Below are 16,954 nucleotides of genomic sequence, written 5' to 3'. Positions count from 1 at the left end.
AATTAACTAAGTAATAATTGAGTAACAACATAGTTGGTTACAATGAGCACCACACTTGTCCAAACAAATGCAGTGGTACTTGCATGACCAACTTCTAAGGCTCCTCCTTTCATGTAATACCCATGGTATGCGGGCACAGTAGAAAGAATAATTGCAAACAAAAATGTTTTTATGAATGCATATATAAGATGGAATGTAGTAAAATCATCCTGTAATCCAGTAACAAATTGTTCGGGAGTTACAAATCCTCCAAACACCGCGGCAACATAGGCGCCTAATATTCCTAAAAACATAGAGATGGCGATCACAAAAGGATAGGTCATCATAGCTACTATTTTTGGGAAAATCAAGTAGTTTTTAGAGTTGATTCCCATAACCTCTAACGCATCAATTTGTTCGGTTACCCGCATAGACCCAATACTCGATGTTATAAAAGAGCCTACTTTACCTGCCATAATTATGGAAATAAAAGTTGGAGCAAATTCTAAAATCACCGATTGTCTCGCCGCATAGGCTACGAGACTTTTAGGGATTAAAGGGTTGTTGAGGTTTAGTGCTGTTTGAATTGCAACAACTGCTCCTATAAAAAAAGATAGGAAACAAACAATACCCAACGAACCGATAATAAGTTCATCGATTTCCTTAAAAATAAGATCCTTTAAGACCGATCTTTTGGTCATTCTGGCAAAAATACCTTTCAGCATGATAAAGTATTCGCCAATGGAGTGCAGGTAGGTCATTAAACAATTTTTGTAAAGCTAAAATACTAAATTTTACTTCGAAAGTATTTAACGTAGAATTAATCTTTAAGTTTATAAGTTTCTTACTTTTGAAGCATTCTTCAAATTAGTTATTATGAAACGAATATACCTGGCAACATTTATGTTGCTTTTTGCTTTCTCTACAAAAGCACAGCAATCAGAAATCAAAAATAAAAAACCAAAATTGGTGGTAGGAATCGTAGTCGATCAGATGCGATATGACTACCTGAATAAGTTTTGGAATAAATATGAAGAGGGTGGTTTTAAACGCTTAATAAAGGAAGGTTTTAACTTCAGAAATAATCATTTCAATTACGCGCCAACGTACACTGGACCGGGACATACGTCTGTTTGGACAGGAACCAGCCCAATGAATCACGGGATTATAGGGAATAACTGGTATGATAAGTTTACGGGAGAAATGGTGTATTGTGCACAGGACGATGATGTAGAATCGGTGGGTACAAAAACCGATGCAGGTAAAATGTCACCACATCGTGTAGAAGCAACGACACTTTCAGACCAAAACAGATTGCATACGCAGTTTAGAGGAAAAACTATCGGGGTTTCTATCAAAGATCGTGGTTCTATACTTCCGGCAGGCCATACGGCAAATGCAGCGTATTGGTATTCGGGCGGCGATGACGGGAAATTTATCACAAGTACTTATTATATGGAAGAATTACCTGCTTGGGTTAAGGATTTCAATAAATCTGGAAAATCAGATTCATATTTAAAAGAGTGGAATACACTCTACGATATTGAAACCTATACCGAAAGCGGGGAAGATGACAACGATTTTGAGAATGGTTTTAAAGGTAAAGACAAAGCTACTTTTCCTTATAATCTGAAAAAATTAAGTAAGAAAAACGGGAATTATAGCTTGATTCCGCAAACACCGTATGGTGATGACATCACTTTGGATTTTGCACTGGCAGCAATTAAAGGAGAAGATTTAGGTAAAGATGAAGACACCGATATTTTAACCCTTAGTTTTTCTAGTACTGATAAAGTAGGGCATAACTTTGGCGCAAACTCTAAAGAAGTAGAGGATACTTACCTAAGATTAGACAAAAATCTATCTGATCTTTTAAGTTATTTAGATGAAAATGTTGGAAAAGGAGAGTACACCATTTTTCTAACTGCAGATCACGGTGGCGGCCATGTAGGTGGTTTTCTTGATCAAAATAGAATTCCAACCGGAGATTTAGATTATGATAAATTGAAAGACGATTTTTCTGCTTTTTCTACGGAAAAATTTGGTGACGGACTTATCAAAAATGTATCAAACAATCAGATCTTTTTTGATTACGAGTACATGGCAGATAATGATTTAAATCCTGCTGAAGTTGAATCTAAAATTGAGCATTTTTTAATTCAGCAGCCGGGTGTTTATAAAGTATATACTCGAAATGAACTACAGGCTAACAACTTTTCAAATGGATTAGGTTATGTTGTTCAAAACGGATTTAACCAAAAAAGAAGTGGAGATGTAATTATAGTAACCCATCCGGGAAGTGGTTACGGGAAAGGTTCTACCCACGGTAGTGTTTTTAACTACGATACGCACACCCCATTACTGTTTTTTGGAGCTGGCGTGCCAAATGGTGAAACATACGAGCGTTCAGAGATTGTTGATATTGCGCCAACCATGGCAGCAATTTTAGGAATAGAATATCCAAATGCCACAAGTGGTAAGCCATTAGCGATAATGTTGGACAAGGCTTCAGAATAAAATAAACCGAAATAACTAAAAAGCTCCTGAGTTTCGACAAATTCAGGAGCTTTTTTTATTGGCACCGCCAAAGGGTTTAATACTTCATGGCTTACCTCGAAATTGAAAATTCGTTTCCGAATAACGACTCATGGGCTAGCTTTAAGGTAGTTTACTCAATTCTGTAGTCAAAAAAATAAATGTTGTTATTTGAAAATTTTGCCTTTCATTTTTTTCCAGCGTAAGTCTCTAATAAATTTTCCTTCTTCTTCGGAAACTAATAATTCTTCCTTTGATCTTTTTGCCTGAAAATATCCTTTTAAATATGCAGGAAATAAACCGAAGTCTTTTTTCATAAAAGCTAACTTAGCTGAAGCAATTCCGGTAATTAAAAATCCGTAGCCTAGTCGATAAAATGCTTTTCCTTGTTTATATCGTGAAGCTTTGTTATTATAATTAGCTCCTGTTGGTTTAAGATGTTTTACAAATAATTTGTCTGTAGTTTGGATTTTCCAGCCGTGAAACTGCGCTAAAAGTTCATCTACGGTATCCCATCCCATTGCTGGCTTTATCCCTTTAATAGCCTTAAAACATTCTTTACGATAGCATTTTAAAGCACCACGAATATGATCTTTATCGGTTAGATTTTCGATAATCCAATCGCCATTTTTTTCGATGGTACAATGTCCGGCGGCCATTCCGATTTTTGGATCTTTTTTGAAAATTTCAACGATAGTTTCTAAATAATTTTCAGGGAAAATCAAATCAGCATCAAACTTACAGATCAAATCATAATTTTCATCCAGTTCTGCTAAACCAGCGTTAAACGCATTAATCACTTTGCTTCCCGGTTGATGTGCTTCAGAAGAGGTGGTGTTTTTTAGCTGAATAAAAGGGTGCTTTTTGATAAAATCCTGAACAATTTTTGGAGTCGCATCGGTGCTTTGATCGTTTACAACCACGATTTTACTTGGTAGAAAAGTCTGGCTAACCAAAGATTGGAGGGTTAAACCAATAAAATCTGCTTCATTGTGTGCCGGTATGACGATATAAATTCTCAAAAGCTAAATTTTAGCGTAAACTTACGATATTCTATAATTTCAGGATAAATTTTATAAATCGAAGTTTTTTTTAAACCCGTTTATTTATGCATGCCGTTGAAGCGAAGAAGCAAGCTAGATTTATCGAATTTGAATAATTGATTTATAAAATAGTTTTCGGTTTTGACTAATCTTAGTTTGTTGGCCTGAATATTTTGGCCATGCTACATAAGCTTGTGATATTAGAAAATTTATTTTTGTTCAGCGTAAACGGCATAGTATCGCGGCGTAAATTGTCGTAAAATTCGCCGGATTCCAACCTTGTTTACAGGATTGGTCCAATTTGCGCGGTCTTTAATTTCCCAGCCATATTTTTCTAAAAGCCAATCGAATAGCCAGTCTTCGAACTCATGATAGTGGCGATCACGCATATCGGTTTTGCTACGATACGCTTCAGCAAACCATAATTTTAATGGTACGGTAGCAACTAATTTATCTGCCTTTATATTTTTTTAGAATAGTGTATGGGTTCAATAAATGTTCGAAGATTTCAAAAGCAGTAACGACTTCAAAATCTTGTTTTACATATCAAATTTCTCATCTAAATCTTCACCAGTTGTATTGGTAACCTTGTATCCTTCTTTCCGCATAATTTCAGAAAAAGGGTTTTGAATCCCAAGATCTAAAACCTTTGATGGAGCTATTACATGCTTGTTTAAAAATTCTAATGTTTTTTGGAATCGTTTACTGGGGTAGGTATCTTCCTACATTTTAATATTCGTATACTATTGCATTTATATTCATACCGGCACCAACACTGGCCAGTAAAATAATATCACCTTTTTGCAATTCCTGATTATCGATTTGTTTGTTAATCACCAGATCTAATAGAGTAGGGACCGTGGCTACACTGCTATTTCCTAATTCTTTAATAGACATTGGCATGACGCCTTCAGGAGTTTTTTTGTCAAATAATTTATAGAAACGTTTGATAATAGCTTCATCCATTTTTTCATTTGCCTGATGGATAAATACTTTTTTAAGATCGTCTATTCCTTTTCCGCTTTGCTCCAGGCAAGACTTCATGGCATTGGGAACATTGATTAACGCAAATTCGTAAATTTTACGACCATTCATTTTAATAAAACGCGTATCAGATTCAGATTCCTGATTATTAGATTTTCCAAAATAAATATATTCAGATTCACTTAAAGAATGCGTAGCTGTTTCGTGCGCCAAAATACCGCCGGTTTCTTCGCTTGCTTCTAAGATAGCGGCACCAGCGCCATCAGAAAATATCATGCTGTCCCTATCGTGTTTATCTACCACTCTAGATAGTGATTCCGCTCCTATAACGAGGCATTTTTTGGCCATGCCGCACTTGATAAAAGCCTGTGCTTGTATCATTCCTTCAATCCAGCCAGGACATCCAAAAAGAACGTCGTAACATACACATTTAGGATTCTTAATGCGCAACTTAGCTTTTACACGTGTGGCCATACTCGGCACCGTATCGCTTTGTATAGATCCTTTTTTAACGTCACCATAATTGGTGGCGACAATAATGTAATCTAGGGTTTCAATATCTACGTTAGCAGATGCTATCGCTTTTTGTGCTGCCATAAAAGCAATATCGGAAGTGTTAAGAGAGTCATCGATATAGCGCCGCTCCTCAATCCCGGTAATTGCTTTAAATTTTTTTATGGTCTCCTCATTGGAATTAGGGAAGTCGCTACCGTCCAGATTTTTGAATTGGTGTAAATGAAAATCGGCATTCTTCGTAATAACATTAGGGATATAGCTTCCCGTTCCTGTGATCTTAATATTCATCGCGCGTTTTGAATTATTAAGGGAAGATAATAATTAAATGTGATTTTGCTAATAAAGTGTTAATTGTTTTTAGTTATAAAAAAAGGCTATCAAATTGATAGCCTTTTTTATGATATATCTTAAAAGTTATGCTTCCATATATTCTTCAATAGGAGGACAGGTACACATTAAATTTCTGTCTCCAAAAGCTTCATCTACTCTTCTAACAGTAGGCCAAAACTTATTATCTGCAATATAATCTAATGGAAAAGCTGCTTTTTCACGGCTATAAGGTAAATTCCACTCGCTTGCGGTTAACATTTTAATCGTGTGTGGCGCATTTTTTAATACGTTGTTTGGCTCATCTGCACTAGATTCTTCAATTTCTTTTTTAATAGAAATCAAAGCATCACAAAAACGATCTAATTCAGCTTTGCTTTCACTTTCTGTAGGTTCAATCATTACAGTTCCGGCAACTGGAAACGATACCGTTGGTGCGTGGAATCCATAATCGATAAGTCTTTTAGCGATATCAGTCACTTCAATACCATTTTCTTTAAACGGGCGGCAATCCAAAATCATTTCGTGAGCAGCACGTCCGCGTTCGCCAGAGTATAACGTTTTATAATGATCTGAAAGACGTTCTTTAATATAATTTGCGTTTAAGATTGCATGTTCGGTAGCTTTCTGTAGTCCGCCGCTTCCCAGCATTTTGATATATGCATAAGAAATTAAACATACTAAAGAAGATCCCCAAGGAGCTGAAGAAATTGGGCCAATTGCTTGTTCTCCTCCAGTTTTAATTACTGGGTTTCCTGGTAAAAACGGTACTAGTTGCTTTGCAACACAAATAGGACCAACACCTGGGCCACCACCACCATGTGGAATCGCAAAGGTTTTATGAAGGTTTAAGTGACAAACATCTGCACCAATATTTCCCGGATTGGTTAAACCAACCTGAGCATTCATATTAGCACCGTCCATATAAACCTGCCCTCCATTATCGTGGATAATCTGAGTAATTTCTTTAATAGCCGATTCGAATACACCGTGAGTCGATGGATAAGTCACCATTAAAGCTGCAAGATTGTCTTTATGCTCAATAGCTTTTTCTCTTAAATCATCAACATCTATATTTCCGTTTTCGGTAGCTTTGGTTACTACTACTTTCATTCCCGCCATTACTGCAGATGCCGGGTTGGTTCCGTGTGCAGAAGAAGGAATTAGACAGACATCACGATGTCCCTGGCCTTGAGCTTCATGATAGGCTCTAATCACCATTAATCCTGCGTATTCTCCCTGTGCACCAGAATTTGGTTGTAAAGAAGTGGCAGAAAAACCAGTAATCTCGGTTAATTGATCTTCCAGTTCTTTAAGAATAATTTGATAACCTTCAGCTTGTTCTATAGGAGCAAATGGGTGAATATTTCCCCATTGAGGATTACTAAGAGGAAGCATTTCTGAAGCTGCATTCAACTTCATGGTACAAGATCCTAAAGAAATCATGGAGTGATTTAACGAAAGATCTTTACGTTCTAATTTTTTGATATAACGCATCAATTCAGTTTCTGAATGGTATGCGTTAAAAACTTCGTGAGTTAAGAAATCTGTCTTTCTAGAAACCGATTCAGGAATTGCGGTAATTTCTTTTAATGCTGAAAGTTCTTCAGTTTTTTTACTAGCTACTTCAGCAAAAATGGAAACTACTGCATTTACATCTTCTGTAGTAGTAGTTTCATTTAATGAAATCACTACAGTTTCAGCATTAGGATAATAGAAGTTATATTCTTTAGCTTCCGCAGCAGCTTTTATTTTTTCAGCATCTGCTTTTATCTGAAGTGTATCAAAATATGCTGAATTTACCTGCTCGTAACCTAATTTTTCTAATTGAGAAGCAAGGTTTGTGGTAGAATAATGAACGGTGTCAGCAATATATTGTAATCCTTTTGGACCGTGATACACCGCGTACATTCCTGCCATTACCGCAAGTAAAACCTGTGCAGTACAAATGTTAGACGTTGCACGATCACGTTTTATATGTTGTTCCCTGGTTTGCAACGCCATTCTTAGCGCATGATTACCATCGGCATCTTTAGTTACACCAATAATACGCCCGGGAAGGTTTCTTTTATAAGCCTCTTTAGTTGCAAAATAAGCAGCGTGAGGCCCGCCATAACCTAGCGGAATTCCAAAACGTTGCGTAGTTCCTACAACCACATCTACACCTAATTCACCAGGCGCTTGTAATTTTACTAAGCTTAAGATATCGGCAGCTACGGCTACTTTTATCGAGTTTTCGTTACAGTTATTTACAAAATCTGCATAGTCGAAAATTTGACCGTGCTTTCCAGGATATTGAATTAAAGCACCAAAAAATTCAGAGGAATAATCGAATTCGGCATGATCGCCAAGCACGATTTCAATACCTAAAAATTCTGCGCGGGTTTTAATTAATGAGATGGTTTGTGGTAAAACCTGTTCAGATATGAAGAACTTATTTACGTTATCCTTTTTTTGCTTACGATCTCTAACCGCAAATAGTAAGGCCATAGCTTCTGCCGCTGCAGTAGATTCGTCTAAAAGAGAGGCATTGGCGATTTCCATTCCGGTAAGATCGCTTACCATGGTTTGAAAATTAAGCAAAGCTTCCAATCTTCCTTGAGCAATCTCAGCTTGATAAGGCGTATAAGCCGTATACCAACCCGGATTTTCTAAAACATTACGTTGTATTACCGCAGGCATAATTCCCTGATGGTAACCTAGGCCAATGTAAGATTTGAAAACCTTATTTTTAGCAGCTAACTTTCCAATATGCTCGGCGTATTGATTCTCACTAAGCGCTTTTGGCAAATTTAGGGGCTGTTTTAAACGAATATCATCTGGGATTGTTTCGTAGATAAGTTGCTCCAAACTATCAACGCCGATAGTCTGTAGCATCTCTTTAAGATTTTCTTCTTTAGGACCAATGTGTCGAAGGGCAAAAGAATCTGTTCTCATCAATATTGTAGTTGTGTTTTGATGGCGCGAAATTACGTAATTTCATCGTAAATCTTTAAAGATTAGGCGACACAGTTTTAAAGATTTTTTAACGTCTAGTGAAGAGTTATAGCTTAAAATTTTTAGGTTCGATTTCCATAAAAACATTTAGAAATTAGAATTGCCTATTTTAGCCTGGTGAAGTCGCTAAAATACCTTTTTAATTTTTATTTAAATTCCAGTATCCATACCGGGATTGCTGTGGTTTGTTTTACCCTGGTTACTTTTTTAGAGTTTGGGATTGAGGTTGATCAAAACCTGCTTTGGTTTATTTTCTTCGGAACGGTTACCAGCTATAATTTTGTAAAATACGCCAGTGTTGCCGGTTTGCATCATTCCAGTCTTGCTGAGAATTTAAAGATTATACAGGTGTTCTCGTTTTTCTGTTTTATAGCTTTAATGTGGTTTACACTGAAACAAGATTACAAAACGCTTTTTGTTTCGACTATATTGGGAATGCTAACCTTGCTTTACGCAACGCCTGTCTTAAAAGGGCATCAAAATTTAAGGAATATCGCCGGTATAAAAGTTTTCGTAATAGCTATTACAGCTGCCGGAACCGGAGTATTGTTACCCTTATTACATCATTATGAGATTTCGCTTCAGGATAAAATTATAGCTATAATTCAACGAATATTAATACATGTGGTATTGATGCTTCCTTTTGAAATTAGAGATTTAAGATATGATCATGCTTCACTAAAAACCATTCCGCAGCTATTGGGAATAAAGAACACTAAAATTTTTGGAGGTGTTTTGCTTTTTTTAGCGGTAGGTTTAGAACTATTCAAAACTAGCGCTGTGGAATATAGCTTGCTAGGATTGGCGATATTCGTAGTTTTGGTTATCACAATGTTGTTGGCCTCAAGAACAAAACAAAACAAATTCTATTCTTCTTTTTGGGTAGAAGCTGCACCAATATTCTGGGTGCTAATTTTGGTTATTCTAGGTGAGATTTCCTAAGCTCTTCTTGGATAGCTTTACGCCAGCATTCTTTCTCATCTGGCGAGCAGCACTCTAATTTTGCTTTCTCGATAAGTTTAGTTAAGCGTGTGTTACGCTCGCTGTATTCTCTACAACGAGGACATTCTGCTAAATGCTCTAAAAGCTGCATTTTTTCCATCAAGTCAGCTTCTTTATACTGACCTTTATCACAGCAGCATTCCGCCTTATCGCAATCAATATATTTCTTTTCTTCCTGCATAGTTAAAACCAGTTTTTTTCCAGACAAGCTGCTAAAGCTGTTCTGGCTCTGTGGATTATTACCCAAAGATTAGACGGAGTGATATCGAATTCTTTACAAATTACATCGGTATCTATACCATCGATAGTTTTCATTTTAAAAATGGTCGCATGCTTAGTATTTATTTTTTCTAAACAGTCCAGAATTGCCATACCTAGCTCTGTGTTTTCCATTTCGTCCTCGGCAGTTTTATCAAATTGATCGGCAACCTGCTCTTCCAGCCAGTCACCATCGTTTTCACCGTCACGATAATTAATATGAACTTCGGCCTGTCCTTTTTTAGAATTGCTCCTGCGGTAATGATCGATAATTTTGCGTTTAAGGATAGAAATTAACCAGGTTCGTTCACTGGCTTCACCCTTAAAATTTTCCATCGATTTGAGACCGGCAAGAAAAGTTTCAGAAATAAGATCGTTAGCAACCTCACGATCGTTTACTCTTACAATTGTATAATTGAAGAGATAATCTGAGTATTTATCTACCCATTTAGTTGGATCTATGCTATGCGTTGACATTTTTTTGTCGTGAGATTATCAGGTAAAAGTAAGAAAACTTATTTATACCGAAGAATGGTTTGTATGCTTTGAAATTTTTTTCGATTTGAAGTAGTCGTCACCCTGAACATGATTCAGGATCCCATCACGTTTTCAACTGGATGAGCTTCTGGATCAAGTCCGGAATGACGATTTTTTCACCTTCTATCTTTCAATTAATCCTGCCCTTTTAAGTAGCGCATCGGGTTTTGGTTCTTCTCCTCGGAAGCGTTTATAAAGCGTCATAGGATGCTCTGTACCGCCCATAGAAAGAATATTGTTTTTGAATTTATTGGCAACTTCTTTACTGAAAATTCCTTGTTCTTTGAAATATTCAAAAGCATCGGCATCTAAAACTTCGGCCCATTTATAAGAATAATATCCTGCTGAATAACCTCCCTGAAAAATATGAGAAAATGCTGTACTCATACAATTTTCAGGAACATCTGGATATAATTTTGTTGGTTCAAAAGCTTGTTTTTCATGCGCTTTAACATCATTAACCTCTGTTGGGTTTATCGCATGCCAGCTTAAATCTAACATTCCGAAGCTTAATTGTCGAACGGTTTGCATTCCTTCCTGAAAGCTAGACGATTCTTTTATTTTTTCAACCAATTCCATCGGAATTGGCTCACCGGTTTTATAATGTTTAGCAAAAAGTTGTAGCGCATCTTTTTCGTAGCACCAGTTTTCTAGAACCTGACTTGGTAATTCAACAAAATCCCAGTACACGTTTGGTCCCGATAAACTTGGGTATACGGTATTGGCTAACATGCCGTGCAACGCGTGGCCAAATTCATGGAAAAGCGTAGTTACTTCATTAAAAGTTAATAATGAAGGTTCTGATTTTGTTGGTTTTGTGAAATTACAAACGATCGAAACATGAGGACGCTCTTCTTTTTCGTTTTTTACATACTGCGATTTATACTCGGTCATCCAGGCGCCACCACGTTTTCCCGGTCTTGGATGAAAATCGGCATAAAACAAAGCTACATCTTTGCCATCTTCGTCGGTAACATTGTAGGTTTTTACATCTGAATGATATTTTTCAAGCTCGTTGGTTTCGTTGAATTGAAGTCCGTATAATTTGCTCGCAACGGTGAAAACTCCGTCAATCACATTTTCTAATTTGAAATATGGTTTCAGCTTTTCATCATCTAAATTGAATAATTTTTGCTTCAATTTTTCACTGTAATAAGCCGAATCCCATTTTTCCAGTCGATCGATATTATCTAATTCTTTCGCAAAATCTTCAAGCGCTGCAAATTCTTTTTCCGCAGCAGGTTTAGCCTTTTCAAGAAGTTCATTTAAAAAACGATCTACTTTTTCCGGAGTTTCGGCCATTCGCTCTTGCAATACAAAATGCGCATGTGTTTCGAAACCTAAAAGTTGTGCTCGCTGATACCTAAGTTTAGCAATTTTAAGCACGTTTTCTTGGTTGTCTAACTCATCACCATGAAATCCTTTGGCGCCAAAAGCAATCGCCATTTTTTTACGGAGTTCACGGTTTTTCGCATACTTCATAAACGGGATATAACTTGGATAATCTAACGTGAAGATCCAGCCCTCTTTTTCGCGAGATTCAGCAACACCTTTAGCTTCTTCTTTAAAACTTTCCGGTAAACCTTCAAGATCGTCCTCGTTGGTTATTTGAAGCTCAAATTTATTAGTTTCCGCTAATACATTTTCACCAAAATGTAAACTTAACGCAGCAAGTTGCTTGTCGATTTCTCGTAATTCCTCTTGTTTTTCTTTCGGAAGATTGGCACCGTTTCTAGAAAAAGACTTGTATTTTTTATCTAAAAGCGTTTTTTGTTCGGTCGTAAGATCTAACTGATCTTTTTGATCGTAAACCGTTTTTACACGTTTAAATAAATCTTTATTTAAAATTATATCGTTACTAAATTCAGATAATAATGGAGAAACTTCCTGAGCAATTTTCTGAATTTCTGCGTTGGTTTCTGCGGAATTAAGGTTGAAGAAAATACTGGTTACACGGTCTAGTTTTTCACCGGCAAATTCTAATTCTTCAATAGTATTTTCAAAAGTAGGTTCAGTTTCAGCTGAAGCAATTGCTTCAATTTCAGCTTTTGCTAGTTGTATAGCTTCGGTAATTGCAGGTTTAAAATGTTCGGTTTCAATTTTAGAAAACGGAGCATAATTAAAATCTTGCAATAATGGATTATCTGTACTCATATACATTCAATTTTTTCGAATTAATGAAGTACAAAGCCTAAGCCATAATCAAGATTAGTTATTTTATTTCAGGTTTTTAAGATTGATTGCCAGAATTAAGGATTTTGAGTTATTTTATTCGGACGAATTGGCAGAGTTTTTAGAGTTTAGAAATTAGACCGCTTTGCTGCTAGAAAATAGAAAAAAGACTTTTGGAGTCAGGATGCAAGAAAATAAAAGTAATATGTGAAATGTTGAGGTTGAATAAGATTTCTAGACTCTTACCTCGCCTGCCTTGCCGGCTAGCAGGCTCGAAATGACATGCTTCATTAAGTCATTTCGACTGAAGCGAAGCAGAACGGAGAAATCTATTTCAGTATTCTAAATTCAAAGTAAATATCCTGATCATTCAATCTTGACTCTTGTTTCTGAAATCTATTGTCTATGTTCTAGATTCTAGAAACAAAGCAATCTCAATACTCCATTCTAACTACTAATAGCACAGCGATCTAGAAATTACTTTTTCTTAACTTCTTCGGCGCCTTTGATCACTTTTTCTTTAAGACCTTCTTTATAAACTAGCACTTTATCTTGAACGCATTTATCGGCAGCACCAATAATTTGAGCAGCTAAAATCCCTGCGTTTTTAGCACCATCTAAAGCAACGGTAGCTACGGGAACACCGCCCGGCATTTGCAGAATGGATAATACAGAATCCCAACCATCGATAGAATTTCTAGATTTTACGGGTACTCCAATAACGGGAAGGGGAGAAAGTGAAGCAATCATTCCCGGTAAATGTGCGGCGCCACCGGCACCGGCAATTATTACGCTAATTCCGCGAGTATGAGCATTTTTTCCGTAATCGAATAATTTCTCCGGAGTTCGATGTGCTGAAACAATATCTACTTCAACTTCAATATCAAAACCCTGTAAAATATCTATTGCTTCCTGCATCACCGGCAGGTCGCTGGTGCTTCCCATTATAATTCCTACTTTGCTCATTGTTTATGTTTTTGGGTACTAAACTTTTAATTTATGTATCTCTTGTTTTCGTTATTTCGTGCCTGACACGGAATCTCATCCCCGTTGAAAAATCGAATGAGACCCTGAAACAAATTCAGGGTGACGTGTAATTTATTCTTATGTCTAATTTGTTTATAAGTTTAGGAAATAGAAATTCAGACAAAAACCGATTTGATAATTTTCTAACTTCTGCTAATTACTTTAATTTCTCCTTTAACCTGCTCGGCCACTTTTCTGGCTTCGTCGATATTTTCGTTTACGATGGTTACATGGCCCATTTTTCGAAAAGGACGTGTGATCTTTTTTCCGTAGATATGCGGAGTAACACCGTCCATTTGCATGATTTTATCGATATTTTCGTAAACCACTTCACCTTCATAATCTTTGTCGCCAACTAGGTTTACCATTATTCCGCCTACTTTACTATCGGTATTTCCTAAAGGTAAATTTAAAATAGCACGTAAATGTTGCTCAAACTGATTTGTGTAACTCGCTTCAATACTATAATGCCCACTGTTGTGAGGGCGTGGTGCTACTTCGTTTACTAAAATTTCATCATTTTCGGTTTGAAACATTTCTACAGCCAAAAGGCCTACATGCTCAAAAGCTTCAGAAACTTGTTTTGCAATTGCTCTAGCTTTTTCAGCAACATGCTTATCAATTCTAGCTGGGCAAATTACATATTCTACTTGGTTGGCTGTTGGATGAAATTCCATTTCTACCACCGGATAGGTTTTAACCTCGCCACTCGGTGTTCTGGCAACAATAACGGCAAGCTCATTTTTAAACGGAATCATTTCTTCAGCAATACATTCAGCATTTGGCAGTTTTTGTAAATCTTCAAATTCCTTAATTACAGATACTCCTTTTCCGTCGTAACCACCCGTGGCACTTTTCCAAACAAACGGTAAAGATCTGGCGCCAGATTCTACATCTGCGATAAGACTCTCGATTTTTTGATACACTATGAAAGGAGCAGTTGGAATTTTTTTCTCTGTATAAAATTGTTTCTGTACAGCTTTATTCTGAATTTTTTCTAGTGTTGCCGCACTTGGGTAGGTTTTAATACCTTCAGTTTCTAGCTTTTTTAAAGAGTCTATATTTACGCTTTCAATCTCAAAAGTTAAAACATCAACTTTTCTTCCGAAGTTTAAAACAGTTTCAAAATCCATCAAATCACCCTGTTCAAAATGATCGCAAGCAATTCTGGAGGGCGCTTCGTTATTTGGATCTAAAACATAGGTTTGGATGTCATACTTACGTGTGTCGTAAAGCATCATTTTGCCCAATTGGCCACCGCCAAGAATACCCAGTTTAAAATTTGAAGAAAAATAATTAATCATATTTAAGGCTGTTTGTGCAAAAATAAATTTTTAAGGAAGACTGTACTATTTATTCTTGCAGAAATTGGGGGAGTGTTGTAAATGAGATTCCGTATCTTTGCTTCCTTAAAAAAAAGTAGATTTTGGTAAAAATACACGATATTGTTTTTGAACCTTATGTGAGTGAGGAAGAAATTGATACAGCAATAACAAAAATCGCAGAAAAGCTTAACGCAGATTATAAAAATGAGCGTCCTGTTTTTTTAAGCGTGCTTAATGGCTCTTTTATGTTTACTTCTGAAGTGATGAAAAAGTTCAAAAGAGAGTGTGATATTCAGTTTGTAAAATTAGGATCTTACCAGGGCACAGAATCTACAGGAGATGTAAGAACTTTAATAGGGCTTAATAAATCTCTTGCGGGTAAAAAAGTGGTGATTTTGGAGGATATTGTAGATACCGGAGGTACGTTGCAAGAGCTGGATAAAATTTTGAGAGAAAAAAATGTGAGTGATTATAAGGTAGCTACATTATTTTATAAACCCTCCATGTATCGCGGAAGTATAAATATTGATTACGCAGGAATCGAAATTCCTAATGAATTTATAGTGGGCTATGGTCTAGATTATGATGGTTTAGGAAGAAATCTTACAGCAGTATACAAACGTAAATCGTAAACAAAATAACATGACAAATTTGGTACTCTTTGGTCCTCCTGGTGCGGGCAAAGGAACTCAGGCAGATATTCTTAAAGAAAAATATCAGTTAGTACATATTTCTACAGGCGATGTTTTTAGATACAACATCAAAAATCAAACAGAACTTGGTTTAACCGCAAAATCGTTTATCGATAAAGGTCAGCTAGTGCCAGACGAGGTTACTATCAATATGCTAAATGCTGAAGTGGATAAAAATCCTGATGCTAAAGGTTTTATTTTTGATGGATTTCCAAGAACCGAAAATCAGGCAGATTCTTTGGCTGCTTCTCTTCAAGGTAAAGGCACCGAAGTGAAAGCAATGATTGCTTTAGAAGTAGAGGATGAGGTTTTGGTAAAACGTTTATTGGAGAGAGGAAAAACCTCTGGAAGGAAAGACGATGCCGATGAAGCAGTAATTAGAAATAGAATTAAAGTATACTACGACGAGACTGCGATATTAAAAGAGTATTACGAGAAACAAGATAAATATTATGGTGTTGATGGTGTAGGTTCTGTAGAAGAAATTACAGCAAGAATCAGCAACGTGATCGACAAATTATAATTCGAATTTAGATAATGAGAGAAGGGAATTTTATAGACTACGTTAAGTTACATGTATCTTCTGGAAATGGTGGATCTGGTTCTTCACATTTGCATCGCGAAAAATATGTAGCAAAAGGTGGCCCAGATGGTGGTGATGGTGGTCGTGGAGGTCACGTAATTTTACGTGGAAATAAAAACCTTTGGACATTATTTGAATTTAGTTTTAGAAGGCATGTGCGTGCTGAGCATGGCGGTAACGGAGGTAAGCAAAGAAGCTCTGGTGCCGATGGGCAGGACGAAATTGTAGACGTGCCTTTGGGAACGGTAATTAGAGATACCGAAACCCAAGAAATTATAGATGAAGTTACCGAAGATGGCCAGGAGATTATTATCGCTGAAGGCGGTATGGGCGGTCGTGGTAATTGGCATTTTAAAACTTCTACCAATCAAACGCCGCGTTATTCTCAACCGGGTATCGATGGACAGGAATTAGATATAACTTTAGAACTTAAAGTGTTGGCCGATGTAGGTTTAGTAGGTTTTCCAAATGCAGGAAAATCTACTTTACTGTCGGTGATCACTTCGGCAAAACCTAAAATTGCCGATTATGAATTCACTACGCTAAAACCCAATCTTGGGATCGTAAAATATCGTGACTTCAAATCTTTTGTGGTTGCCGATATTCCTGGAATTATTGAAGGTGCTGCGGAAGGAAAAGGACTTGGATATCGGTTTTTAAGGCATATTGAACGAAATTCGACATTATTATTTCTGGTTCCAGCAGATGCAGAAGATGTAACTAAGGAATATGAAATATTGGTGGATGAACTTCGACGTTACAATCCTGAAATGTTGGACAAAGACCGTTTAATAGCCGTTTCTAAAACCGATATGCTGGATGAGGAGCTAAAAGCTGAATTGAAAGCCGAATTAGACGAAAATCTACCGGTGCCTTATTTGTTTATATCTTCAGTCGCACAACAAGGCTTAACCGAGCTTAAAGATAAGCTTTGGGAAATGCTTAATAAAGATCCAGAGGACAAGAAGTAAACTACTT

At 36.7% G+C, this 16,954-nt stretch carries 14 protein-coding genes and 1 pseudogene; 5 read left to right on the top strand and 10 right to left on the bottom strand.

Annotated features, from left to right (window positions below):
* Positions 1 to 2 precede the first annotated feature (2 nt).
* A complete protein-coding gene (locus PBT89_RS14395) occupies positions 3 to 740 on the bottom strand; it encodes an MlaE family ABC transporter permease (RefSeq protein ID WP_270060215.1) in 738 nt (245 codons plus the stop codon).
* Between the two features lie 115 nt (positions 741 to 855).
* On the opposite strand from PBT89_RS14395, the gene pafA reads away from it, so the two are divergent.
* Positions 856 to 2,496, top strand: a complete 1,641-nt coding sequence (gene pafA / locus PBT89_RS14390; protein WP_270062463.1) for an alkaline phosphatase PafA — start codon at positions 856 to 858, stop codon at positions 2,494 to 2,496.
* Positions 2,497 to 2,681: 185 nt separating this feature from the next.
* Here pafA and PBT89_RS14385 read toward each other — a convergent pair whose 3' ends face one another.
* The 4 genes and pseudogenes from PBT89_RS14385 to gcvP form a co-directional block, all read right to left on the bottom strand.
* Positions 2,682 to 3,536 carry a glycosyltransferase family 2 protein gene (locus PBT89_RS14385; protein WP_270062462.1) on the bottom strand — a complete coding sequence of 285 codons (855 nt, stop codon included), beginning with the start codon at positions 3,534 to 3,536 and terminating at the stop codon, positions 2,682 to 2,684.
* Positions 3,537 to 3,766: 230 nt separating this feature from the next.
* Positions 3,767 to 4,219 (bottom strand): annotated as a pseudogene (locus PBT89_RS14380) (methyltransferase).
* Positions 4,220 to 4,286: 67 nt separating this feature from the next.
* On the bottom strand, positions 4,287 to 5,345 hold the full coding sequence (locus tag PBT89_RS14375; RefSeq protein ID WP_270062461.1) for a 3-oxoacyl-ACP synthase III family protein: 1,059 nt from the start codon (positions 5,343 to 5,345) through the stop codon (positions 4,287 to 4,289).
* Positions 5,346 to 5,471: 126 nt separating this feature from the next.
* The gene (gcvP, locus tag PBT89_RS14370) at positions 5,472 to 8,321 is read right to left on the bottom strand and encodes an aminomethyl-transferring glycine dehydrogenase (RefSeq protein WP_270062460.1); all 2,850 of its coding nucleotides are present in this window, start codon (positions 8,319 to 8,321) and stop codon (positions 5,472 to 5,474) included.
* Positions 8,322 to 8,498: 177 nt separating this feature from the next.
* Here gcvP and PBT89_RS14365 point away from each other — a divergent pair, with 177 nt between their 5' ends.
* Positions 8,499 to 9,323: a hypothetical protein gene (locus PBT89_RS14365; RefSeq protein ID WP_270062459.1), complete on the top strand. Its 825-nt coding sequence runs from the start codon at positions 8,499 to 8,501 to the stop codon at positions 9,321 to 9,323.
* On the opposite strand, the gene PBT89_RS14360 is transcribed toward PBT89_RS14365, so the two are convergent.
* The 5 genes from PBT89_RS14360 to PBT89_RS14340 form a co-directional block, all read right to left on the bottom strand.
* Positions 9,301 to 9,564 (bottom strand): hypothetical protein, encoded by a 264-nt coding sequence (locus PBT89_RS14360; protein WP_270060222.1) that lies wholly within the window; start codon positions 9,562 to 9,564, stop codon positions 9,301 to 9,303. The genes PBT89_RS14365 and PBT89_RS14360 overlap by 23 nt on opposite strands.
* A 2-nt stretch (positions 9,565 to 9,566) precedes the next feature.
* On the bottom strand, positions 9,567 to 10,118 hold the full coding sequence (locus PBT89_RS14355) for a sigma-70 family RNA polymerase sigma factor (RefSeq protein WP_270060223.1): 552 nt from the start codon (positions 10,116 to 10,118) through the stop codon (positions 9,567 to 9,569).
* 183 nt (positions 10,119 to 10,301) lie between these two features.
* Entirely contained in the window at positions 10,302 to 12,332 is a 2,031-nt protein-coding gene (locus tag PBT89_RS14350; RefSeq protein ID WP_270062458.1) for a M3 family metallopeptidase, read from the bottom strand.
* A 495-nt stretch (positions 12,333 to 12,827) separates the two neighbouring features.
* The gene (gene purE, locus PBT89_RS14345; protein WP_270062457.1) at positions 12,828 to 13,316 is read right to left on the bottom strand and encodes a 5-(carboxyamino)imidazole ribonucleotide mutase; all 489 of its coding nucleotides are present in this window, start codon (positions 13,314 to 13,316) and stop codon (positions 12,828 to 12,830) included.
* Positions 13,317 to 13,519: 203 nt separating this feature from the next.
* On the bottom strand, positions 13,520 to 14,680 hold the full coding sequence (locus PBT89_RS14340; RefSeq protein WP_270062456.1) for a 5-(carboxyamino)imidazole ribonucleotide synthase: 1,161 nt from the start codon (positions 14,678 to 14,680) through the stop codon (positions 13,520 to 13,522).
* 122 nt (positions 14,681 to 14,802) lie between these two features.
* Here PBT89_RS14340 and hpt point away from each other — a divergent pair, with 122 nt between their 5' ends.
* Genes hpt through obgE form a run of 3 tightly spaced genes read left to right on the top strand, consistent with a single transcriptional unit; the run spans position 14,803 to position 16,947 of the window.
* Complete coding sequence (gene hpt, locus PBT89_RS16820) at positions 14,803 to 15,333, top strand: hypoxanthine phosphoribosyltransferase (RefSeq protein WP_333474139.1); 531 nt, start codon at positions 14,803 to 14,805, stop codon at positions 15,331 to 15,333.
* A gap of 10 nt (positions 15,334 to 15,343) precedes the next feature.
* A complete protein-coding gene (locus PBT89_RS16815) occupies positions 15,344 to 15,916 on the top strand; it encodes an adenylate kinase (protein WP_333474138.1) in 573 nt (190 codons plus the stop codon).
* A 14-nt stretch (positions 15,917 to 15,930) separates the two neighbouring features.
* Positions 15,931 to 16,947: a GTPase ObgE gene (gene obgE, locus PBT89_RS14330; protein WP_270062455.1), complete on the top strand. Its 1,017-nt coding sequence runs from the start codon at positions 15,931 to 15,933 to the stop codon at positions 16,945 to 16,947.
* The last annotated feature ends 7 nt before the right edge of the window (positions 16,948 to 16,954 follow it).

Origin of the sequence: Zunongwangia sp. HRR-M8 (genome assembly GCF_027594405.1) — a bacterium.
Taxonomy (GTDB): Bacteria; Bacteroidota; Bacteroidia; order Flavobacteriales; family Flavobacteriaceae; genus Zunongwangia.
This window is presented reverse-complemented; position numbering and strand designations above follow the sequence as displayed.